The sequence below is a fragment of the Chengkuizengella axinellae genome (assembly GCF_030730905.1).
Taxonomy (GTDB): Bacteria; Bacillota; Bacilli; order Paenibacillales; family KCTC-33759; genus Chengkuizengella; species Chengkuizengella axinellae.
Genome location: NZ_JAVAMP010000005.1, coordinates 133,207 through 157,732, shown reverse-complemented (window position 1 = coordinate 157,732; position 24,526 = coordinate 133,207). Strand labels below are relative to the sequence as shown.

Below are 24,526 nucleotides of genomic sequence, written 5' to 3'. Positions count from 1 at the left end.
AGGGAACGCAAATGAGTTCACATTGGAGAGAAACTTTAAACGAATATGTACGCATGCTTAACCAATTTGAAGTTCATTGCTCTATAGATTCGTTACTTCCTCTATTATTGGACGAACAATACAAGGATATGCAACGAAAAAGATTATCCCGTTTCAAAGAAAGGTCTCAAGAAAGAAACCTGAAGTTGAAGAAGAGTGAAACTAGAATGAAAATATTAAAATTCCAAAATGGATATAATCAAAAAGATGTGGAGATTCAACTTAAACGATATTATTTATATGAGGTAAACCATAAGAGATTTGAAGAAGAGAGAATTGAAAAACAGCGCATTATTCTTAAGAATGAAAAAGGAGAATGGTTGATTCAAAGGGTTGAACAGCCTGTTCCTGAGCGAACGTACTGCAAAAATCCGCCTATAGCTACTGTCAACCCTCATATTAAAGCTCAACCTCTTTCCCTTTCAGTTCAAAATTTGTCTGCTCCTTATATGAATGAACAACTATTAAATAGAGCTTCTTCAAAGAAAAGCTATCGCTATCAGCGTTTAAAGGTGAAATCCTATGCCGATGCATGGTGGGAAAAACCAAATCCTGATTTTCGTGCATTTAATGATGATTGCACAAACTTTGTTTCACAATGCATCTATGCAGGCGGGGCTTCTATGAATTATACTAAGAATAGAACATCAGGATGGTGGTACCATTCAGATCGTGAACAAGATGGGTGGAGCTTTAGCTGGACAGTGTCGCAATGTCTGAAAAATTACTTATTATCTAAATCTAGCGGACTTCGTGCCGAAACTGTTGAAGATCCAGAACAATTGCAGGTTGGTGACGTTATTTTTTATGACTGGGATGGAGATTCAAAATTTCAACATAGTGCGATTGTGACAGGAAAAGACGACAAAGGTCAGCCACTTGTAAATGCACGGACGGTAAACAGCAAACATCGATATTGGGATTATAAAGATTCATATGCATGGTCTAATAAAACAAAATACAGCTTTTGTCACATTTACGATACGCTCTAATAAAGAGAAAATTGCTTTCAGTGAGAGTTTTATAACTCTCGCTGAAAGTTAGATGACCTTATCAGGTGAAATCATTTATTTAACAACGAAAAGACTAAATTAACATGGAGGATGACTATGGGGGATAAAATCAGAGTGGGATTAATTTATGGAGGGAAATCTGGAGAACACGAGGTTTCCTTGCAAACAGCATTTGCAGTTCTTCAGTCATTTGATTTTTCAAAATATGATGTTTTACCAATATATATAACGAAAACAGGCAGCTGGAGAAAAGGTCCTTATTTAGATGCTCCTGTAGAAACAAAAACACAACTTTTGTTGAAAACGGATAAATCTGAAACAAAGAAACAATCAGAACAAGCACGAATATCATCGCTTCCTTCACCAACAATGCCGCAGCAGCTTCAGATATTTGATTTTAACTCTGAAGAAAACTCTAAGATAACTGGTGATGTAGATGTTATTTTCCCTTTACTGCACGGTACAAATGGGGAGGACGGAACCATTCAAGGGTTGCTTGAAATGGCAAATACACCTTATGTAGGTGCAGGTGTGCTATCCTCAGCAATGGGAATGGATAAGACCATAATGAAAAAAATCTTTGCCCATGAAGGATTACCTCAGTGTATTTATCGTTATTTCACTAAACACCAATGGAAAAAGGACCAGTCGTATTATTTGATGGATACAGAGGTTGCGATTGGATATCCATGTTTTGTAAAACCAGCTAATTTAGGATCAAGTGTTGGTATTTCCAAAGCAAATGATAGAGAGGAATTAATTGAAGCCATTGGAGAAGCTTTTAAATATGATCATAAGGTAATCATAGAAGAATTTATTGAAGCTCGAGAAATTGAAGTGGGAGTGTTAGGGAATGAAGAGCCAGAGGTTTCTGTAGTTGGAGAAATCGTTTCTTCTAATGATTTTTATGACTACAAGGCAAAATATGTGGATGGGGAATCCGTCATGACCATCCCTGCGGAAGTAGAGGCAGAGACAGCGGAATATATTCAAAAATTAGCGATGAAGGCATTTCAAGCAATTGAAGGTACAGGGTTGTCACGTGTTGACTTTTTTATAGATAAAACGGATGGTAGTATTTTTATCAATGAAATCAATACAATGCCAGGTTTTACGCCATACAGCATGTTTCCGTTATTGTGGAAACATACGGGTGTGTCTTATCAGGAACTACTAGATCGTTTGATTGAATTGGCTATACTTCGATATAATGAAAAACAAAACCTACAGTATGGATTTGATGCAGAGTAATTGGGTATCGGTTTTTGAGAGGAGATATAGATATGGGGTTTCAATCAGAATTTAATTCAGTCTGTAAATTTAAATCAGAACAAGAGCTGCATGACTTATTGGAATATGGAAAAACAGCAATGGTCAAAAAAGGGTTTCGAGTGTATCCAACAGGGCAAAAAGCAATTGCATATACACCTAATAATGAAGCAGTAGCAATTGTTAAAATTACAGCTTCGATTGCGGAAATAACATTCCAGGGTGAAGAGGTAACTAAGGTAGAAATGGATTTAGTTCGTAAATTAACAGAAGAAGAGGCAAAGGTTCAAACAAATCTAGCCTATGAAATGTTTTTTAAGGATAACGAGTCAAAATAAAGGATATCTTACAGCATGAGAGCGTGATGAAAAATAGAGGGGAAATAGCCTTATTTCGCTTGTGGCAATCAAAATACAGCGAAAGTCAGTGGAGTAAGGCTAAAGAATTCCTCTATTTTTGTATTTCACATTTAACTATTAGAAATAAAACCGTCATTTTTCCTTATTAAAAAAGAATATATCCTTGCAGTGAGGTTTTTAGACCATTAGAATGGAAAGAATAGGAATTATATAACTGAACGCAAAATCGTATGGTAATTAAAAATATTTAATTAGGATGATATTTTAAATGAATGGTATTATATTTGGTTTAACAGAAGAGGATATTAGATCGCTTTCGGACGATATAACCGTATTTAATCGGGGGTATTCTTACTGGAAGAACGGATATGTAAAAAAATTAAACTTCATTATCAGAGAATCGTTGTGTGAAGCAATTGTTGAAGGTACTCATAAATATAATGTTCGTATTCAAATGGATGAAAACTCAAGAGATTTACACGTTCAATGTGAGTGTCCGGCACATGAAGGATTCTATCAATATTGCAAGCATATCATAGCTACCTTGTTAAAGATCAACGAACTGGAAAGCAGTGGTCAATTGCTAAAACATTATGAGCAAAAACGTATAGGAGCTCAGACGGATATTATCCCTTCCATTCCAAAAAAAGATCAAGTTACAACAGATCGCATGATCCAACTTTTTGAAAAGTACCATATAAAAAATGAACAGCAAAACCAAAGTGAAAGAGAATTATTAAGAGTTGAATATACTTGCAACATCATAGACTCTATTGATTCTGGTCATTTGCTTGCTTTGGAAATGAAAGTTGGATTCAATCATTTGTACATCATTCGTAATATGGAAGAGTTTTTGTCTTGTGTGTCACATAATAACCCCCACATTTTTACAAAGAAATTTACATATGACCCAAGTGAGTTTCGATTTTCAGATGAAGATTTAGAAATCATGAGTATATTAGAAGAAATATTGGGAAATGAACAGTTTTATGGAGAAGTATCTGCATATTCATATGCAATAAATGCTTCGAATCGAGATCGATATCTTAGAATTCCTCCACACCGATCAGACCAACTATTAAGTAAATTGGTAAATAGAAATACTAACGTAGAAAACGGATGGGACAAATATGTAGAAATAAAATTGGAAGATGAAGTGCCTTCTTTTGATTTTCAATTAGATAGATTCCATACCTCGGATTTTTTGTTAAAGCTAAATGGATTTGATTCTGCTGTTTTTCTTGAATCATATGGTTATGTCTTTCAAGATGGAACCTTTTATAGAGTGACAAAAACTCAGTTTCAAATGCTGTTGGATTTAAAAAAAGAATTTCGTTTACAGTCCCAATTGCTAATTAATAGTGAACAAATTGAAGGTGTTATTTCAAATGTCGTACCTAACTTGAATAAAATAGGGAAAGTAGAAATTGCAGAGAATATTTCAGATCAAATTATTGATCCCCCGTTAAAGGTGAAATTGAAAGTGGATAAAGAAAACGAGTCTTTATCCTCATCATTAGAATATCATTATGGGGACATAGTGATTGATCCATTGCAGAGGAATATCACAAATAAAGAGCAGAATCTTATTTTAATGAGAAATGTGGAAAAAGAAAATGCTGTTATGTCCCTTGTTGAAAGTACACCTTTCAAATGGAATGGTGAGAAATTATATATTGATGATGAGTACGACATGTTCCATTTTTTGTATGAGGATTTACCTAAACTAGAAAAAGTAGCTGATATTTATATTACAACGGCTGCAAAAGAGATGCTGCCTCATGAAAATTTTGTACCAAAAACAAATATGGAGATTAATCCATCGACGAATTTATTTGAAGTGCGTTTTGAAATGGATGGGATTGAAAGTGAAGAGGTTTCTCAAATTTTACAGTCGGTAGTGGAAAAGAAGAAATATGTTCGTTTAACTGACGGCAGCTTTATTTCTTTAGAACATGAGGATTTTAAAGGGATTCGTCAGTTATTTGATGAGCTCGAGTTGAAAAAAACAGATATTAACGGTTTGACGATTCAAACTGATGCTGTACGTGGATTACAAATGGAAGAGATCATTCATCAAAATAAATCAACGGTTAAGATAGGTCGGCATTTTAGACAGCTCTTAGATCATATCAAACATCCTGACAACTTGGAGTTTGATCCACCCGAAAGTTTGAAAGATACGTTGCGTGACTATCAAGTTTTTGGTTTTCAATGGTTAAAAATGCTTGAACATTATCATTTTGGTGGTATTTTGGCTGATGATATGGGTCTTGGTAAAACAATACAAAGTATCTCATATATTTTGTCTGACAAAGAAAATGATAAAGAAATTTCAGAACCTACACTGATTGTATCTCCTGCTTCCTTAATTTATAACTGGAAAAATGAGTTCCAAAGGTTTGCACCAAATTTGAATGTAGCAGTTGTGGCCGGAGATAAACAATCGCGTTCAAATATGTTGGACGATTTGTCTGACGTGGATGTAGTGGTTACATCTTATCCTCTCATCAGAAGGGATATTGAAATGTATCAAAAACGCAATTTTCGTACATTGATTTTAGATGAAGCACAAAATATTAAAAATATTCAAACACAGACATCTCAAGCTGTAAGAAGATTAAGAGCAGGGAGACGGTTTGCCCTTAGTGGAACACCGATTGAAAACTCTTTGGATGAATTATGGTCCATTTTTCAAGTGATTTTACCCGGGCTTTTTCATGGGAAACAAGCTTTTACACAAATGTCTCATGAAAAGATATCACGAATGGTGAAGCCTTTTATTTTGCGACGAATGAAAAAGGACGTATTAAAAGAACTTCCTGATAAAATCGAAACGCTTCAAGTATCGGAGCTGACATCAGACCAGAAAAAATTATATCTTGGATATTTAGACAAAATTCAGCAGGAAACCAGAGAAGCATTGCGCAAGGGAGAATTGCAGCAAAATAGGATGAAAATATTAGCTGGTATCACTAGGTTAAGACAGCTATGTTGTCACCCAAGTTTGTTTATAGACAATTATGATGGATCATCTGGTAAGCTAGAGCAGTTATTAGAAATTGTGAATGAAGGGCTTGATGGGGGACACCGAATTCTTATCTTCTCTCAATTTACGAGCATGTTAAAAATTATTCGTGAGGAACTGAACCAAAGAGAGATTGATTATTTTTATTTAGACGGACAGACAGATAAACTAGAAAGAATTAAAATGACGGAGCGATTTAATCAAGGAGAAAAGGAAATATTCCTTGTGTCTTTAAAAGCAGGGGGAACGGGTTTAAACCTTACCGGAGCAGATACTGTAATTTTGTATGATTTATGGTGGAACCCAGCTGTGGATGAACAAGCTGTAGATCGTGCTTACCGTATTGGTCAGAAAAATGTCGTTCAAGTGAATCGTCTGATTACTCAAGGTACAATTGAAGAGAAAATCGTAGAGCTCCAACAAAAGAAAAAGGAATTAATTGAAAAAGTGATCCAACCAGGAGAAACGATGCTTTCTGGATTGTCTGAGGATGAAATTAAAGAGATTTTGAGTTTGTAAGCATTTTAATACATTATTCATTATTTTAGATTAAATTAATTATTAGTTCAAAAAACAGAAAACCAATCTAGGTATTCTGTTTTTTTTTTTGAAACTTTTAATAAAGTTGTAACGTATTAAAAGTTATATTTTTACAAATGAGTGTATAATGAAAGAGAGGTTTTATCTAATGAAACAAATAACAATACTTATGATATTTCTTGTGTTATTGCTCGCTTTCGTAGGATGTAGTCCAACAAATCATGAAGTTGTGAATGAGATGGAATTAGAAAAAGAGTCGGAAGCCATCAAAGAGAAACCCGCCTTGAATAATATTGTATTAGAGGAAGTGGAAGGTAAAAAGATAGAAATATTATTGCCACCTTCTTATGATACGTCAGCTCAGAGGTACCCAGTAGTTTACATGCATGATGGTCAGAGTGTTTTTTCAAGTATGGGTTCTTCATGGAAATTAGATAAAACAATAAAGGAATTAACTGAAGATGAGTTGATTGAAGAAATGATTGTTGTTGCGGTTTATCATGGAGGTGAAATTCAAAGAGATAGGGAATATGTACCATATAATGAAACTGTTCATCAAAATACAGATGGAACATATGCAAAAGTTTACGCTGAATTTTTTGTAAATACGATTATCCCATACATCGATGAGCATTATCGCACAATTCCAAACCGTGAGAATAGGGCTATTATGGGAGCTTCATTCGGAGGACTTAATGCCTTATGGTTAGGTTATAATTATTCAGGAACTTTCTCTATGGTAGGCGCACTTTCTCCTTCATATTGGGTGAATAATAGAGCCATTTATGACGAAGTGAGTACTTCAGAAAAACCAGATATAAAAATTTGGTTTGATATGGGGGATGTAGGGGAAACGTACGAAGCACCAATGATTGATATATTAATTGATAAAGGTTTTACATATGGAGAAGATTTATTTTACATGTTAGATAATGGAGCAGCCCATACTTTAAGTGCTTGGGAGAAGAGAGTAAAATCCGCATTGATACTCTTTAAGGGAAAAGAAGCAAAAAGTGCAGTGAAACTAGATATAAATGTCTCTTTCTTAACAAATGGTATTTATCACAATTATTTAAATGAAAGCCTTGTTGAGATCAATCCGATCATTACATTAGATAATGGGATGGTTTTTTCAGCAAGACAACTAGCGTCTTATTCTGTTGAAAATGAGAAGGATGGGGATGTGGACCAAAAGGGGTATGTAACATTTCATTCAGGAGAAAATTTATTAGTCAATGTCAAATATAAAAATATAGAACAACAAATTGAAGTAGATTATCAAAAACTAAAAGAAGATTTAACCAAATATTTAAGAAATCATGTTCCTCAATATGAAGAGGATAATACTAAGATCGTTTACTCAGAAATTAATGATGAATATTTAACAAAAGATCTAGTGGATGAAGCGATTGATAAAATTCTAAAAACTGGTTTTGTTGAGATCAAAGAACAGACAGACGAATATATTATTTTAGATTTTACAGGTTTGAAATAGAGTATATAACAAGAAAAATTGAAAAAAATTTGAAACTTTTATGACAAATGTTACGTATTACTAGTATTAACTTTTACAACACATAATACATCTAGAAAGGGGTGAATTAAAATGATTGAGATATTCTGGGGCTGTTTCGTATTTGGTGTTTTATTTACACTAGTTACTGTTGTTTTTGGAGATATTATTGGTAGTTTTATGGATGGTGTGTTTGATTTTTTATCTGTGGATGGTTTAGATTTTCTTGAGCCAGTTACAATTGTTGGTGGTTTGACGATATTTGGAGGATCGGGAATTTTACTTACACAATATACATCCCTACATATGACAGTTATTATTATTTTATCAATATGTGCTGCGATACTGATGTCCATATTGGTATACTTCCTTTATGTTAAACCTATGAAAAATGCAGAAAATTCTATTTCCCATTCTATTCAAGATTATGTTGGGAAAATAGGAGAAGTAACAGTTACCATTCCACAGAAAGGATATGGAGAGGTTCTAATCAAGATCGGTGCGAGTCAAATCAATGAAATTGCTTCAAGTTATGATGGTGAAGTCATCAATGAAGGTACAAAGGTTGTCGTTATAGAAGTAAAGGACAGCACCCTTTATGTCTCAAGTTTTGATTCATAAACGATACTCAATCAATATAAAGATATTTTGAGTATATTCGGGACTCTTACCAACAATTTATAAGCACGATAATTATTTTAGAGGAGGATTTTATTATGGGTACAATACCAGAATATTTAGTTATTCCCGTTATTGTAATTGGTGTAATCATTTTATTAGGATTAGCATTTTGGGCGAGGTATAAAACAGTAAGTTCGGATGAAGCAATGGTTGTGACAGGATCTATGCTAGGAAGTGGAAATACGATAACAGATGAATCTGGAAGAAAGATTAAAATTGTACGTGGTGGAGGGGCGTTCATTCTCCCAATTTTCCAAAAGTCAGACTTTCTTTCCTTAATGTCACACAAATTAGATGTTTCAACTCCAGAAGTATACACTGAACAAGGGGTTCCAGTCATGGCGGATGGTGTGGCGATTATTAAGATCGGTAGCTCAGTGGAAGATATAGCAACAGCCGCAGAGCAATTTATGGGTAAATCCAAAGAGGATCTACAATCGGAAGCACAGGAAGTTCTAGAAGGACATTTACGTGCAATTTTAGGTACAATGACGGTAGAGGAAGTATATAAAAACCGTGATCGATTTGCACAAGAGGTGCAAGGGGTGGCAGCACGTGATCTGAAAAAGATGGGATTAAGCATTGTTTCCTTTACGATTAAAGATTTAAGAGATCAGCATGGATACTTAGATGCATTAGGTAAACCGAGAATCGCAGCGGTAAAAAGAGATGCAGAAATTGCTGAAGCAGATGCGGTCCGTGATTCCAGAATTCAAAAAGCACAAGCAGATGAAGAAGGTCAAAAAGCGGAACTTCTAAGAGATACAAATGTAGCAGAAGCATCAAAAGATAAAGAGTTAAAAGTGGCTGAATTTAAAAAAGAACAGGATATGGCCAAAGCAGAAGCAGACCAGTCCTATAACATTCAAGAAGCAAAATCAAGACAGCAGGTTGTTGAGGAAGAAATGAAGGTTGAAATCGTAAAAAAAGAGAGAGCTATCGATATAGAAGAAAAAGAGATTTTGAGAAGAGAAAAGCAATATGATGCGGAAGTGAAGAAAAAAGCGGATGCGGATCGTTACGCAGTAGAACAGGCAGCGGAAGCGGATAAAGCGAAAAAGTTACGCGAAGCAGATGCATTGCAATATAAAATTGAAGCAGAAGCAAAAGCAAGTGCAGAGAAAAAACGTTTAGATGGTGTTGCAATTGCCGATGCCGAGAGAGCACAAGGTACAGCAGCAGCTGAAGTTATACGTATGCAAGGTCTTGCAGAAGCAGAAGCAAAAGAGAAACTAGCAGAAGCATTTGAAAAGTTTGGTGAGGCGGCAGTATTGGATATCATCGTTAAAATGCTTCCTGAATTGGCAGGCAAGGTTGCAGAGCCACTGCAAGGTATTGATAAATTAACCGTTGTAGATACTGGAAATGGTGAAGGTGCTGCACGTGTAAGCAATTATGTCACTTCTTTAATGGCAACTGCGCCTGAAATGGTGAAGGATGTATCTGGCATTGATGTTCAAGAATTAATGAAAAATTTAACTAGCAAAAAATAATTGAAACCAACCATAAAGATGATCGTATTATAGAGTATAAAGTAGGATATTATCCACTGAAAAAGGTTATACAGATATATAAGGAGGATTTTAATAATATGAGTATTTTTAAGAGAATTAGAGACATTTCCGCAGCTGCAGTTAATGATCTTATCGATAAAGCTGAAGATCCAATTAAAATGTTGAATCAATATTTGAGAGATATGGAAGATGATATTGCGGAGGCTGAAATTGCAGTCGCTAAACAAATTGCAGTAGAGAAGAAATTAAAACATAAGTATGAAGAAGCACAGGAAATGGTTGACAAACGTGGTCAACAAGCTATGAAAGCTCTAGAAAGTGGGAATGAAGATTTAGCTCGTCGTGCTTTGCAGGATAAAAAAGAACACCAAGAGAAATTAGATGATTTCAAAACGCAATATGACAATGCTAAGTCCAATGCAGACTCCTTACGTAAGCAATTAGAGGATATGAAAGAAGAATTTAATAAGATGAAGAACCGCAAGGATACCCTTGTAGCACGTGCAGAATCAGCAAAAGCTCAAAAGAAAATCAATCAAACGATGTCTGGTTTTGGGAAAGACACAGGTGCTAAAGGATTCGAGCGTATGAACGAAAAAGTACTGCAAATGGAAGCAGAAGCTGAAGCTAGTGAAGATTTGAAGAACTCCTCACGTTCATTAGATAATGAGCTTGATGCATTAGGTAGTGATGATGTAGATGATGAATTAGCTGCAATGAAAGCACAGTTAGCTGCTAAAAACAAATCTGAATAATTTGTGGAAAATTCCCTTAAAATTTAATAATATAGTATAGTAAATGATAACCACCGTTAATAGTATATAACGGTGGTTGAACCATATAGAGGGAAGTGAACGTATTTGTTTGATTTCATTATAGAAAATCAATACCTTTCTACGGTTTTGTTTTATATCGTTGTCATTATATCCATTTTAATTAGTTTGACTATATTTGAACTAGTGACTAGATATAATAATTGGGAGCAAATCAAAAAAGGAAATTTGTCGGTTGCAATGGCAACAGGTGGGAAAATATTTGGAGTAGCTAATATTTTTCGTTTTTCAATTGAGCATAATGATACATTATGGCAAGCCATTCAATGGGGAGCATTTGGATTTATATTATTATTAATTGCTTATTTTATTTTTGAATTTATGACCCCTAAATTTAATGTAGATAAAGAAATTGAAAAGGATAATCGTGCAGTTGGTCTGCTTTCTATATTAATTTCAGCGGGCACTTCATTTGTAATTGGGGCTAGTATTACTTAATTATATAAAAAGGAAATCTTCCTTTTTTCGACTATTATTTTTATTTTTAATGAAAGCGCTTTGAAAAGGGTGTTGCTGGGTATTAGCAGGTAAAATAAGGTATAATGAAATATAAAAAGGCAGGAAGTTTCATGATCAGTTTTTTAATCATACTCTGTATAGGAATTGTATCTGCAGTATTTGGGAGTTTAGTTGGTTTAGGTGGTGGAGTATTCATTGTCCCAGCATTGATTTACTTAACTCCGTTATTGTTAGAACAAGAAATGTCCAGTTCAGTAGCAGTAGGTACGTCTTTGACAGTGTTGATTTTTACTGCAGCATCTTCTACCTTTACCTTTTTTAAGCAAGGCAGAGTAGATTTTAAAAGCGGTTTGTTATTTTTTGTAACAAGTGGTCCTGCTGCAATGTTAGGCGCTTCATTAACCAGTTCTTTTCAAGGTAATTCTTTTCAGTTGGCCTTTGGAATTTTTATTTTTCTGATGGCACTATTATTAATTGTAAAAAAATATATAAAGCCTCTTTCGATCCAATGGAAAATTCAAAAATCGTATGTAGATCCAACTGGAGAAAACTTTACATACGGTTATAATATTTTACCGGCTTTAGCAGTAGGTTTCGCTGTTGGTTTGGTTTCTGGATTGTTCGGGATAGGCGGGGGTTCCTTATTTGTCCCAGTAATGGTGTTATTGTTTTCATTTCCTCCGCATGTTGCTACTGCAACATCTATGTTTGTCATCTTATTGTCCTCCATTATAGGAAGTGCAACACATATATATTTAGGAGAAATCCATTGGTTTAGTTTGATGGCATTAGCTCCAGGGGCATTATTTGGTGGATGGTTAGGTGCTTGGATCGCAGGACGATTGAGCAGTAAAATATTACTGAATCTTTTGCTTGTCATCTTGTTTTTAATTTCATTGCGTTTAATTATAGAAGGGATTGCTTAAAGATTAGGATTAGCAATCATTGAATATAATTCATTTGTATCGAATAACATTTATCCTTATTGATTATTTACAAGAAAAGAGTGGTGTTCAATGTACACAGTTGGCAGGAAAAATTATACAGCGGTTGCAATAAACACAGCCTCCAAAGCAGGCGAATGGATTAAAAGCCGATGTGGCAAGCATTCAAAACTAAAAACAAAACTATCCTCCCATGACCTAGTGACAGAAGTGGATAAAGGCTGTGAAACGATGATACGAAATCTGCTTCAAACCTATTTTCCTGATCACTCTTTTTTGGGTGAAGAGGGGGTAGAAGTTGGACCAGAAGCCTCTGTGAGAGCAGTTGATTCTATACAGGATGCCGAATACGTATGGATAGTTGATCCTATAGATGGTACGACAAATTTTGTGCACGGTTTTCCATTTTATTCTGTCTCCATTGCATTGGCTCATCATGGAGAGGTCATATTAGGTGTGGTATATGATCCAGTGCATGATGAAATGTTTGTTGCAGAAAAAGGAAAAGGGGCTTATTTAAGAGGTCGTAAAATAGGAGTATCTAAAGAGAGTGAGCTTTCGAATAGTTTGATAGGCACGGGATTTCCAGTTCAAGAAAATGCATTAACAACAAATTTAAAAGGAATACAGGTGTTGTCTTCAAAGGTTCGAAATATTAGAACAACAGGTTCAGCTGCTCTTCATTTGGCTTATGTAGCAGCAGGTCGGATGAGTGGGTTTTGGGAATTAGAATTAAATGCATGGGATATAGCAGCAGGTGCTTTATTAATAAAGGAATCAGGCGGGACCGTAACAGATACTAAAGGGAATCCATATAATTTATGTGTGCGTAATGTGATGGCTTCCAATGGACTTATTCATAATTCATTGCAAGAGGAATTGGCTGGAGCACACGCTACTGGATTTTAAGCGATTGGATTAAAAGTTTAGAAAAAGTTCTTAAATCGGTGATTGTAATTAAAACATCGAGTTAAGGCTTTTTTTGTTTTTGTTCATATAAAATCGGAATTGTGAATGAGTCCGTGTTTCCTTGCTTTTATCACAGCTTCTGAGCGAGAACGCACTTTTAATTTTTCAAAAATACGCGTTAAATTATATTCAACATTTCTTTGGCTCATATAGAGGATTTTAGCAATTTCTTTATTGCTTTTTCCTTTGGCCACTTCTTGTAGAATACATTGCTCCTTTTCGTTAATTGAAGTTAACTCTAATGTTTTTCCGCTTTTTTCATCTGTCACACTCATGTCACGTCTTCTTAGTTGTCTAAGCAGGTTTGTTGGAATCACACACTCTCCTCTTAACGCATAACGAATCGAATTGACCAAATGACTTAATGGGCTTGCCTTACTGATAAACCCACTAACACCTGTTTCTACTAATATGTTAAAATTGGGGGCAATATCATATCCAGTATAAATTAAGATCATCGCATCAGAATTAATATTCAATACCCTTCTGGTTAATTCCAATCCATTGATGACAGGCATATTTAAATCAAATAACATAATATCAAACTTTGCTCCATCCTCTATTAATTGTAATGCGTCCGTTCCAAGTTCTACTACAGTGACGCTAAAATCATCTTCTTGCTCTAATCTATTTTTAGTCCCCTCTCCAACGGATGGATGATCATCCACTAACAAAACTTTAATCATTTACCTTCCCTCCAAGATAGATCATTTCATTTGTGATTTGCTTTACAGTGAATAATTTTGGACATTTGTGTTGCCTCCACGAGAAATTAATTGTTTTTGTATATTAAGAGAGCTTTTTACAGGTATAGAGATATCAATACGAAAGCCTTCATCAGGAGTAGAGTGAAACTTAATCGTTCCTTCTAAACTAGCAACTCTTTCTTGTATACCCCATAATCCCATATGTGTAAAGGAAAATTCAAGCTTTTGAAGGTCCATCCCAATTCCGTTATCTGTGTATGTAAAATGAATGGTATCTTCTTTACTTGAGAGATGTAGATTGATTTGGGTAGCTTTTGCATGTTTATTAGCATTTTGAAGCAGTTCTTGAACGATTCGATATAACGTGATCACCTGATCATCATCGAGTTCAGCTTGAAAGTCCATAGCATATAATTCAACAGAATAATTCATCCGTAATCTCAATCGATATAACAAATTGTTAATCGCTTCAACGATTCCTATTTCTTTAAGAAAGGGTGGTCGTAATTCATTGCAGGTTTCTCTTATTTGTTCGATCACATCAATCAGTCCAAAACTAATATGCTCCATTTCACCTTGAACGTGTTTAGGTATTCTAGGTTCTTTCATCATTTGTTCTAACTGACGATACAAAACAATTTGGTCTTGCAATGCGGAATCATGCAAATCGGAGCTTAAACGACGACGTTCTTTTTCTGAAATCGAAAATAGAAGTCTTAATAACCATGCAGGTCTTTGTTTATCCTGAGATATATTATGTTCTAAATTTCCAACAAAGTCATCAATCAATTGTAGGTTTTGATATACTATGGAAACATAACTTAATAACGTTTTTAACCAAGACATTTCGTCACGATTGAATCTCGTATGATTTAATTTATTATCCACCCATATGATTTGTTGATGATTGTCTGTGGTGGTGCCATACAAAAAACAAATGCCTGAATCGATTTTAATGAATTGACCTACGGAAGTATGATTTGCAGTATTGTTAATCTGATCCATAATACTATCATTGGGTAATGAGCCTTGTTTTTTTATGATAGAGCATTTTTCTTTTAGAGGTTTTTTAAAAAGGATAACAGAGCCAACCGGTAAGACTAACTGAATGTTTTTTATCATTACATCTTCTAATTCAGAGGTATTCATGATTTTAGACATGTGCTGTGTAATATGATGAAGACTATCTTGAAAGCGGTGTTTTTCTTTAAACCATAAGGCACTTAATCGATAGTCTAGATTTTCTTTCATATATAAAAAGAGCACAATTCCAATGTAAATCAGTGCAAAGGTTTCAAACCCTTTTACAATCTCCAAACGATCTGGATTCCAAATAAAGTGATGAAAGACCATGATCATTAATGAAGGAATAAATGCTAAGATACAATAATAACGTATTCTTTTGATTATATAATCTATATCTAGCAGTTGATTGGACGATAGTAAATAAAGATACATGATTGGCATAAAGACAGCAAACATAAGTGCAAAATGATATGGGATGAGATAGATGCCAAACAGAATATCAGGAATACCAATGAAAAAAATAAATGGGAAGAAAGCAATAACCTGACCCAACATAATTATTTTATAAACAGGGCGATGTAAAGGGTTTCCTTTAAAAAATTGATTTCCCATAATAACGAAAATGAAGAGGGAATACAAAGTGAAAAAACTTGTGTAAGAATTGATAATTATGTTTTCGAACGTTTGAGCATTAAATATAGAAGTCGTCAAAAATGTTGCCACAATGAATACATGTATTGCTACAATAATATAACCACTAATGATGGTCCAAATCGGGATGAATTTTTCTCCTCTATTCAAAAAATATCGATATAAATAATGCAACAAAAGCACAGGTAAAATGGGATAAGAGAATGAGATAACTAGCTCTCCTAAAGCATTGTCTCTAGTAGAGGCTCCTGTCGTGACGTAAGTTAAAGCAAACATCAAAGAAAAAGCGATAAGCAATTTGATCTCTGATTTAATGCCATGTTTACGATAGATGAATATACTTATGAGCAAAATGACTATAAATACAAACATAGGGATTATTGCATACATGATTTGAGATTTATTGTATGGGGGCGATTCGTATACAACTTCCATACCATTTTGTTGTTTTATAATAAGGTTATCCACTATTTCTATTTTTCCAAATTTGATAAGTCTATTAAAATGTGATGGATCTTCTCCATTTATTTCTTGTATTGAATCTCCAGGTTTAATTTGATTTGATGAAGCCCAGGAGACCGCATTTAAAACCCTGCTTACAGTCCAGTCACCATTTTGATTTGGTTCAGCATATATTCCTATATATGTATATTTGAAAGAAATACAAAAGAAATATACGGCTAATGTAAGGATCATAAATAACAAGATGAAGTCTTTTTTATTTATAGTTTTCATTACTCTCTCTCCTTACCACTTTCCATATTAATGAAGTGAAAAATTTCCTCTATTATGATCATAGCAAAAATAATATTAACCTTCCATACTGTTAAAAGAGTTTAAGTTTATATAAAAAGGAGCCTCCTCTACTCTCGAACCTTTAAGTGAAGATACTTAAACTGAGAATGGAGGTTGACTCCAATTTTTAAAATTTTTGAAAATATATTTCTTTTATGAAATGAATATAAACAATAGAACTAATTTATATTTATATTTATATTTAAAGCATCGACTTCAATATACTTTATATCACCACCATTACTATAGTAGAAATATTGTTTATCTGGAGTTATATACGGACTAAATCTATACCTAGAGCCGCTCTCTAATCCTTGATTTCCTTCTTTAAATTTTATCTGCTCGGCTTCCGACCATGATCCATTAGTATTGTAACTGATATAGAATCCAGCTTCGCTTGCATTTCTGGTAAATATAAGATAACTTTCATCAGGAGCAATAAAAGGAGATTCTTCATAATTAGGAGTGTTAATTTCAGCTCCCATTAATTCAGGTTCTTTATATTCACCATTCTCAAACTTGGATACATAAATATCAATACCTTGTGATCCACGACGGTTAGATCCAAAATATAGGTTTCCGTTAGTTGATACAGATGGAAGCCATTCAGCACGCGGGGAATTTACAATTTCTATAGTATAAGGAATCCCCCATTTACCATCTATCATTTCTGAAACCCAAAGATCAGTAGCGCCCATCGTTTCTCCCTCAGATACGAAGAAAAATTTTTGCCCATCTGGTGAAATGAATGGATCCACATATCTTTCAAAATCTATTTCATCGGGGTTTGGAAAAGTAAATAATTCAGCTGAACTCCATATTCCATCAGAAAAAATAGATTCATACAGAGTAGATCTTCCTGCTGCACCTCGTTGTATGTACATCTTAGTAGCATCAGGATTAAATGTAAACGCCCATTCATTACTGCCCGAAGAAATAACACCTCTTTCAAAAGACTTTGGAGATATCATGTCTTCTTTTTCATTTTCATATGATGATTTTGATTCATCAGTAGAGGTAGTATTAGCATCGACATCCGTTTCTTCTGCTTCAGATGTATTTTCCTCTATACCTTCAGTGGGTGTTACAGTTTCTTTAGAATCATTAGAATATGAATTCGTTGATTCACTAGAACAAGAAACTAATAGTGTTATTAAAGTGATCAATGTAGTTAAAATCATAAATAACTTTTTCATAAAAATCCCCCCCTATAAACATATCATGATATGTTTATAATCTAACATGAGGTAAGATAGGTCCTCCACGAAAAACGATGTGATGAAATCCGAAAACTTGTTTGCGGCGTTGTGAATTTTTTGTAAATAAGAAAAAATGTTGTATGGTTAATAATAAATAATCTTAACCTTAGATAGGATGGAAAATCGTGGCCTTTGGAATTACGAAAAAAGAACTGACAGAGTGGAAAGAGAAAGTATCTAATGGAGAAATTGCATATTTGACACACTATTGGTTTGATCCCAGGTATCCTAATATTAAAACAGTAACTAAAGTTGGATGCAATGACATAGAAAAGCTTTCTAATTGGTGTAAGCAGCACGGAGTGAATCCCAAATACATTCATTACCGAGATAAGTACCCTCACTATGATCTGATTGGTGTGAAACAGAAGGAAATTTTGCAGAAAGAAGGTTGGGTGGAGCACCTTCAACGATTTAAATTGATTTAATTCATCACATAGATGAATTAGCCGGTTTAATGATAACTGACAAGGTCATCTACTTTCAGTGGGAAATAATAAAACTCCCACTGAAAGTTAAATATTTTATATTGCATCTAAAATTGAAGTTGCATTACGCTTGTTTAGAGTATTTTTTTAAATAATACTGATGCATGGCTAAAGCTTCTACTTTGTTAATTGAGACTCCACCACCGATGCTTTGAACATCAATAAAGATTTTGCATGCTTTTTCTAAAACCTGACAAGTTACAAAGGCTTCTTCAAGATCCCTTCCAATACAAACGGCTCCATGATTGGCAAGCAAGGCTCCATTTCTTCCTTTTAAAGCTTTTACTACATTTTTAGTTAATTTTTTTGTGCCAGAGATAGCATATTCAGCAACGCGAATGCTAGGTCCAACAATTTGCACCATATCATCCATAATTGGAGGGATATCCTTGCGTGCAGCAGCCACAGTACAAGCGTGGGTGGAATGATTATGAACAACCGCATTAATTTTTTTTCGCTGTTTGTAAATTTCAGCGTGTAATCCACGCTCGGAAGAAGGTTTCAAATCTCCTTCATAGCTTAAATCATGAATGTTGACAACAACCATATCCTCTGGTGTTTGATTTTCATACTTTTTACCGCTAGGAGTGATCACCATTGTATTGTCATCTACTTTTACGCTAATATTTCCCCAAGTTCCTTCAACAAGTCCTATTGCTAACAGCTTTTTACCAGCATCACAAACAATATGTTTTGCTTCTTGAATATTCAATTAAACTCCTCCTTTAAAAGTAGTTGAATTTAAGCTAGTGTTGGATGAACTGCTCTGAATCATTGTTGATTCTTTTAATTTTGTAGCTACATATATGGCTAATATCATAAACAGAATAAGAATAATTAAGGATGGTGTGAATGATCCTGTTGAGTCCATCTTCCACAAATCCATCATATATACGAATAAAACTCCTGAAATTTGACCCGTTAACATCAGCATTCCAAATGAACTGCCCTCTGGTACCGGATAGGCAATTTCTGCACCGTATTGAAAAGCAATGGGACCAGCTCCCATAACAAAAAATCCAATGATTGCAGCTGAAACTAAGATCAAGCTGAATTCAGTAAATAGAGTGATACCCATAAAGCCTGGGATAGAAGCAGTGAGTGGAATGATTAACAAGAGTCTTCTTTTATGGACACGATCTGAAATCAACGGCAAAATAACAGAGCCGAGCAAACCGAATATGACTAACAGTCCTCCTACTAAACCTGCATCTGAAGCTGAAATTCCTCTAGGACTTAAAATACTCTCTATCCAGGTCATAATGGCATTAAAGATTCCTAGTACGATAAACACACATATCATGAGCATAAGGAAGTTTTTCTTTGTCATCATTTCTTTTAAACCTCTAAAAGAGAAGGACTGTTCTTCTGTCTCATTGGAAACCAGTGAAATTTTTGGTCGTTCCTTAGCAAAGATTAAAAATAACAATGTGGAACCTAGCGCAATCATTCCGTAAAGATTAAGCATTTGTTTTATGCCGTATTGTTCTACCAGAATTGGGGTGAGTATCAATGCAAGAATCATACCGACAGAACCAGCCATCATAGCGATTCCTGAAGCTGTAGCCCTTTCGTCTACTGGAAACCATCTTGCTGCAACCTTTGTAATAGAGTTCATTAAGAAGGGTTGACCAACGGCTACACCTATTTGAGCGATGACTACAATCGTAAAATGATCCCCCCATAATCCTCTCACAATACCAAATCCTGCGGTGATGATTGCTCCGAAACCTACCGCAACTCGAAATCCATACGTATCAATCATCCACGATGCAGGTAGTACCATCAAAATATATACGATCATAAAACTCATAGACAGGAAAGCGATGCTGAGACTAGAAACATCATAATAGTTTTCAGCTAGACCTGTAATAGGAGCAAATGTCAGCCAGAACAAGTTTGTTGTGGCAAGTATAGGCAGCAAGCACAAAAGGACAATCCAACGATATGGTGAAACAGAGGTTTTAATCATATTTTCCTCCTTGTTAAAAACGCGATGCGTTTATTTGTGCATAGGATTTATTTAAAGAGTAATAAATCGATTTATAAGAAGTAAGCAGTTCACTATAAATTTTTGCATTTTTTTGATTTGGCTCGTAGTGTTTGTCAGTTTTGATGAGTTCCTTTGTACAGCTGAAATCATCATATATCCCAAGGCCAATGGCAGCACATATCGCGGAGCCAACAGCACCTGCCATTTGTGGATCTGCAACTGTATTAACTGGTTTTTGAGTGACGTCTGCTAAAATCTGCATCCATTGCTCATCAAGAGAACCGCCTCCAATCAACTTTAGAGTAGAAACCTCAAAGCCATAATCTTTTTTAAAGTTTTCTAGTATCCAGCTTATGTTGTAGGAGACACCTTCATAAACGGCTCGCATCATATGCTCCCTCGTATGCTCAAGACTAATGTTGAATAGAGTGGCTCTTGTTGTAGTAGTGCTCACAGGACATCGTTCACCTAACATCCATGGTGTGCAAATCAAATAGTCTGACCCCGGAGGAATTTCCTTTACATGAGCATCCATTAATTCAAATACGTTATTAATGGATTTATCCTGTTTTTCATGTTTGTAAAACTGATCCGCAATCCATTGAATACAAGAGCCGGCTGCTTCAGTGATTCCAACCACTTGATTCATATTAGGATCTGCACTCTGAATGACTGCGGCTCCATTTTTAAACTTTAAATTCTTCGATGTTGAAACACAAACCCATGCGGAAGTCCCCAGGTAAATATGTGCTTCACCTTCTCCAATGGCATCAGCACCTACCGCGGCACTTTGTACATCATCACAGCCTCCAAATACAGGAGTACCTTCAAGTAAATTCATATCCTGAGCTGCTTCCTTTGTTAATCCTCCTACCTGATCAATGGAACGTACAAGTGGAGGTAATTTATTGGTTTCTATGCCACAAATTTGGAAGAACGTTTTTAGCCAATCCTTTTTCTTTAAATTAAAACCATAAGAGGAAGCACCTGACCATTCCATAATCGGTATGCCTGTAGATTTAAACTTTAAGTAACCGTTTACATCCAAAAAGTAATTTGTTTTGGAGTATATTTCAGGCTCCATTTCCTTCACCCAGAGTAGCTTAGGGATGACATCCTTCCCCATGAGCGTAGTTCCAACGACTCCCTTAAATAATCGTTCTCCCAAAAATTTGTTCATAATTTTCTGTGCTTGTTTCTCAGCTCGACCATCCACCCAAGAAATATTGGGACGCAGTATATTACCTTGACGATCAATTGGAATAACCCCCATCGCTTGCGTTGTATAGATAATGCCTATGATGTCCTTTGGGGAGATTTGTGATTTTTCCATTACCTCTTTAGTAGTTTTTATGATTGCGCTCCAATAGTCTTCGGGATTTTGCTCAACCCAATTCGGATGAGGAGTTAATAAAGGATAGGGAGCGGATGCTGTAGCTAGTATGTTTCCCTTCGTATTCACTAAAACGGTTTTATTGGAACTTGTACCTACATCATGAGAAATGATAAATTGATTCCCCATAAAAAACCTCCCATGTATTTATTATCAATTTGAAAAATCTATGATGTGTACTACTTTCATATTCATCTTGATTTGAAATATGATTTGTCTATTAAACAAGTTTGTTTTTAGTAAATAAGAGTGATTGAAAGATTAAAAAGATTGTTGATGTTTGTGTGTGGTTCATGCCGGATTCATAGGGATTGGTATATGAAATAGCACGATGTGATGAGATATTGAACAATGATGAATTTCTTCGTAGGTTGGTATTGTATTATCGAGATTTACACTTCATGACTTGAAAAATTGGGGAATAAGTCCCTTATTTTAATAGACTTATATTATTATTGCGTATTACATTCTACAAAGTTTAGCTTTTTTGATTTAATAAAAAACATGAAAAATTAAAAATTTCTATAAATATGAATTATTGTTGCTGGAATCTAATCCGTACTAATGAGAATGATTATAAAATGTACTCGAGTACATTTTTATATTTAAATATAAAATAATGATGGAATATAAAAAAACACTGGTGTATAATGGATATATCTTACAGTATAATACAGGTTTTATTCATTGTATAGTGGTAATTTGTTATCTTGAAATAATTTTGTTTAGGAGTATCATTAATCGATGCCCTTACACTTGTAGATTTTAAAGGAGGGGAAACTCATTCAATTATCACGAAGAGAGCGAAAAAAGATGGAAACGACAGCAAATATTTTAAAATCTGCACGACGTTTGTTTCGTGACCAAGGATATGAACATACATCGATTGAAGAAATTACTGAAATGACGGATATTGCGAAAAGTACGTTTTTCAAACATTTTCCAAACAAAGAAAGCTTATTGCTTGGTATTGCTGAGGAAGAAGTGGGAGATGTATTGGAATTACTGCAGGATGAGAAATTCCAATCTGAAAATACATTTGGAAAGATAAATAAAATTATGATCCGTCTTTTAGAAGACTCGATTCCATACTTGGAACTTACAGGAAGAGTTCTTTTTACGACGATGATTAATGAAGCAACTACAGAATCTCCATTTTCAAAAATAAGAAATCTGTTGGGAGAAATAGTGCAAACAGGCCAAGAGCAAGGAGAAATTACAGATGATTATTCCCTCATTGATATTGTTACATTACTTATGGGGAGTTATTATGGCGTGTTGTTCAAATGGCTTGAACAAGGAAACACTTTGGGTTCAGTAGAGGAATTGGAAAGAGGTTTGCAGTTGGTTTTTCATGGAATTAAAGTATATAAAATCACTTGATTCTAAAGAAGGGTGTGTTTTCAATGGAGAAAAGAGGTTATGCGATTTCAAGCTGGCATAATACTGAAAAAATTTATGCTGGGCTTGATCACCTGATGAAACAGCCTATAAGACCAGTCAAAAGAGAAGAAATGGATAATGTTTTAGATTATTTTAATACGAGATGTGCGAAATCAAAAGAGATGGTAACAGAAGCAAAAAACTTCATACCTGGGGGAGTACAGCATAATTTAGCCTTCAATTTTCCCTTTCCTATTGTGGTTAATAAAGCAGAGGGAGCCTATTTATGGGATATTGATGGTAATCAATACATAGATTTTCTTCAGTCAGGTGGTCCGATTATATTAGGGAACAATTATCAGCCTGTGAGGGAAAAAGTGATTGAGCTCATTCATGATTGTGGACCTGTTACAGGATTGTTTCATGAATATGAATACAAGCTGGCAAAATTAATTAATCAACATATGCCTTCCATCGAAATGTATAGAATGTTGGGCAGCGGAACGGAAGCCGTGATGGCAGCGATTCGCATGTCCAGATTGGCTACAGGCAAAAAAAAGGTGATCAAAATTGGAGGCGCATACCACGGCTGGAGTGACCAAATGGTATATGGATTGAAAATACCAGGTACTCGCAGGTTTGAAGCACATGGAATCCCTAGAACGAGTACAAAACATACTCAAGAAGTAAAACCAAATGATATTAGTGCCTTGAGAAGACAGTTGAAACTGAACAAACTAAGAGGTGGAACGGCTTGTGTGATTGTAGAGCCAATAGGACCTGAAAGCGGAACTAGACCTGTATATAAGGAATATAACCAACAAGTTCGCAAGCTGTGTGATGAATTTGATACTTTACTCATTTTTGATGAGGTGGTTACTGGATTTAGAATGGGATTAGGTGGAGCACAAGGATATTTTGATGTGAAGCCAGATCTAACGATTTTCGGTAAGGTGATTGCAGGCGGATATCCTTCAGCAGGAGGAATTGGAGGAAGAAAAGATTTAATGTCACGTTTAGCAGCTGGACTTGAAAGCGGGAAAAAAAGAGCTTATGTTGGAGGAACATTAGCTGCAAATCCAATAAGTGCACTCGCAGGATACTATACAATTAAAGAGATTGAAAAAACAAATGCATGTGAAGCAGCAGGTAGGGCTGGTGATCGATTAACAGCCGGTCTTAATGAAATCATAGATAAATATAATCTACCTTTTGTAGCATATAATCAAGGATCAATTTGTCATTTAGAAACAGCTGCTGCCATGTTTGTGAAACTAGGAATCAATATTATCAGTGCTTTAGGAGAGATAAAAAAGCGGAAACATATGATGGAAGAAATGGGAGCGGCTTATTTAGCAGAAGGCATCATTACACTTGCAGGAAGTAGATTATATACTAGTTTAGCAGATACAGACGAAGTCATCGACGATGCCTTAGAGCGATTTGATCGTGTATTTCAAAAAATCGAGGGTGTTTAGTATCTAAGAATGAAATAGAAAAGAAAGAGCATTTATATCTTATATGGAATGAATGCTCTTTCTTTTTATTTTATGAATAGGAACATAATTGCATCAATCAATAGAACATATGTTTGTTTCGTTTCTGGTTTTTGGTATAATTAACCTATTGGAATCCGAAATAAAAAATCCGGAAATAAGATAAGCTTTAAA

At 34.9% G+C, this 24,526-nt stretch carries 20 protein-coding genes; 14 read left to right on the top strand and 6 right to left on the bottom strand.

Features of this window, described 5'->3' with window-relative positions:
* Nucleotides 1–11: 11 nt before the first annotated feature.
* From Q5Y73_RS12885 to Q5Y73_RS12835, 11 genes are all read left to right on the top strand, one after another.
* Nucleotides 12–1,031, top strand: coding sequence for an amidase domain-containing protein (locus Q5Y73_RS12885; RefSeq protein ID WP_305992317.1), 1,020 nt, complete (start codon nucleotides 12–14; stop codon nucleotides 1,029–1,031).
* Nucleotides 1,032–1,148: 117 nt separating this feature from the next.
* Nucleotides 1,149–2,303: a D-alanine--D-alanine ligase gene (locus tag Q5Y73_RS12880; protein WP_305992316.1), complete on the top strand. Its 1,155-nt coding sequence runs from the start codon at nucleotides 1,149–1,151 to the stop codon at nucleotides 2,301–2,303.
* 32 nt (nucleotides 2,304–2,335) lie between these two features.
* Nucleotides 2,336–2,659, top strand: coding sequence for a hypothetical protein (locus Q5Y73_RS12875; protein WP_305992315.1), 324 nt, complete (start codon nucleotides 2,336–2,338; stop codon nucleotides 2,657–2,659).
* 289 nt (nucleotides 2,660–2,948) lie between these two features.
* Complete coding sequence (locus Q5Y73_RS12870; RefSeq protein ID WP_305992314.1) at nucleotides 2,949–6,227, top strand: DEAD/DEAH box helicase; 3,279 nt, start codon at nucleotides 2,949–2,951, stop codon at nucleotides 6,225–6,227.
* A gap of 169 nt (nucleotides 6,228–6,396) precedes the next feature.
* Nucleotides 6,397–7,743, top strand: coding sequence for an alpha/beta hydrolase (locus Q5Y73_RS12865; RefSeq protein ID WP_305992313.1), 1,347 nt, complete (start codon nucleotides 6,397–6,399; stop codon nucleotides 7,741–7,743).
* A gap of 111 nt (nucleotides 7,744–7,854) precedes the next feature.
* Complete coding sequence (locus Q5Y73_RS12860) at nucleotides 7,855–8,382, top strand: NfeD family membrane protein (RefSeq protein ID WP_305992312.1); 528 nt, start codon at nucleotides 7,855–7,857, stop codon at nucleotides 8,380–8,382.
* A gap of 95 nt (nucleotides 8,383–8,477) precedes the next feature.
* Nucleotides 8,478–9,935 (top strand): flotillin lipid rafts scaffold protein FloT, encoded by a 1,458-nt coding sequence (floT, locus tag Q5Y73_RS12855; protein WP_371320204.1) that lies wholly within the window; start codon nucleotides 8,478–8,480, stop codon nucleotides 9,933–9,935.
* Nucleotides 9,936–10,033: 98 nt separating this feature from the next.
* Nucleotides 10,034–10,711: a PspA/IM30 family protein gene (locus tag Q5Y73_RS12850; RefSeq protein WP_305992311.1), complete on the top strand. Its 678-nt coding sequence runs from the start codon at nucleotides 10,034–10,036 to the stop codon at nucleotides 10,709–10,711.
* A 105-nt stretch (nucleotides 10,712–10,816) separates the two neighbouring features.
* Entirely contained in the window at nucleotides 10,817–11,227 is a 411-nt protein-coding gene (locus Q5Y73_RS12845) for a DUF350 domain-containing protein (RefSeq protein WP_305992310.1), read from the top strand.
* A gap of 131 nt (nucleotides 11,228–11,358) precedes the next feature.
* The gene (locus Q5Y73_RS12840) at nucleotides 11,359–12,174 is read left to right on the top strand and encodes a sulfite exporter TauE/SafE family protein (protein WP_305992309.1); all 816 of its coding nucleotides are present in this window, start codon (nucleotides 11,359–11,361) and stop codon (nucleotides 12,172–12,174) included.
* A 90-nt stretch (nucleotides 12,175–12,264) separates the two neighbouring features.
* On the top strand, nucleotides 12,265–13,101 hold the full coding sequence (locus Q5Y73_RS12835; RefSeq protein ID WP_305992308.1) for an inositol monophosphatase family protein: 837 nt from the start codon (nucleotides 12,265–12,267) through the stop codon (nucleotides 13,099–13,101).
* A gap of 83 nt (nucleotides 13,102–13,184) precedes the next feature.
* On the opposite strand, the gene Q5Y73_RS12830 is transcribed toward Q5Y73_RS12835, so the two are convergent.
* The 3 genes from Q5Y73_RS12830 to Q5Y73_RS12820 form a co-directional block, all read right to left on the bottom strand.
* On the bottom strand, nucleotides 13,185–13,847 hold the full coding sequence (locus Q5Y73_RS12830) for a response regulator transcription factor (protein WP_305992307.1): 663 nt from the start codon (nucleotides 13,845–13,847) through the stop codon (nucleotides 13,185–13,187).
* A gap of 42 nt (nucleotides 13,848–13,889) precedes the next feature.
* Nucleotides 13,890–16,280 carry a sensor histidine kinase gene (locus Q5Y73_RS12825; protein ID WP_305992306.1) on the bottom strand — a complete coding sequence of 797 codons (2,391 nt, stop codon included), beginning with the start codon at nucleotides 16,278–16,280 and terminating at the stop codon, nucleotides 13,890–13,892.
* 239 nt (nucleotides 16,281–16,519) lie between these two features.
* Nucleotides 16,520–17,536, bottom strand: a complete 1,017-nt coding sequence (locus tag Q5Y73_RS12820; protein ID WP_305992305.1) for a TolB family protein — start codon at nucleotides 17,534–17,536, stop codon at nucleotides 16,520–16,522.
* 188 nt (nucleotides 17,537–17,724) lie between these two features.
* Between Q5Y73_RS12820 and Q5Y73_RS12815 the strand changes: the two genes are divergently transcribed.
* A complete protein-coding gene (locus tag Q5Y73_RS12815; protein ID WP_305992304.1) occupies nucleotides 17,725–18,027 on the top strand; it encodes a hypothetical protein in 303 nt (100 codons plus the stop codon).
* A gap of 124 nt (nucleotides 18,028–18,151) precedes the next feature.
* Here Q5Y73_RS12815 and Q5Y73_RS12810 read toward each other — a convergent pair whose 3' ends face one another.
* Genes Q5Y73_RS12810 through Q5Y73_RS12800 form a run of 3 tightly spaced genes read right to left on the bottom strand, consistent with a single transcriptional unit; the run spans nucleotide 18,152 to nucleotide 21,602 of the window.
* On the bottom strand, nucleotides 18,152–18,799 hold the full coding sequence (locus Q5Y73_RS12810; protein WP_305992303.1) for a class II aldolase/adducin family protein: 648 nt from the start codon (nucleotides 18,797–18,799) through the stop codon (nucleotides 18,152–18,154).
* Nucleotides 18,800–20,059, bottom strand: a complete 1,260-nt coding sequence (locus Q5Y73_RS12805) for an MFS transporter (RefSeq protein ID WP_305992302.1) — start codon at nucleotides 20,057–20,059, stop codon at nucleotides 18,800–18,802.
* Nucleotides 20,060–20,072: 13 nt separating this feature from the next.
* Nucleotides 20,073–21,602: a xylulokinase gene (locus Q5Y73_RS12800; RefSeq protein WP_305992301.1), complete on the bottom strand. Its 1,530-nt coding sequence runs from the start codon at nucleotides 21,600–21,602 to the stop codon at nucleotides 20,073–20,075.
* Between the two features lie 684 nt (nucleotides 21,603–22,286).
* On the opposite strand from Q5Y73_RS12800, the gene Q5Y73_RS12795 reads away from it, so the two are divergent.
* Nucleotides 22,287–22,856: a TetR/AcrR family transcriptional regulator gene (locus Q5Y73_RS12795; protein ID WP_305992300.1), complete on the top strand. Its 570-nt coding sequence runs from the start codon at nucleotides 22,287–22,289 to the stop codon at nucleotides 22,854–22,856.
* A gap of 23 nt (nucleotides 22,857–22,879) precedes the next feature.
* Complete coding sequence (locus Q5Y73_RS12790; protein WP_305992299.1) at nucleotides 22,880–24,334, top strand: aspartate aminotransferase family protein; 1,455 nt, start codon at nucleotides 22,880–22,882, stop codon at nucleotides 24,332–24,334.
* The last annotated feature ends 192 nt before the right edge of the window (nucleotides 24,335–24,526 follow it).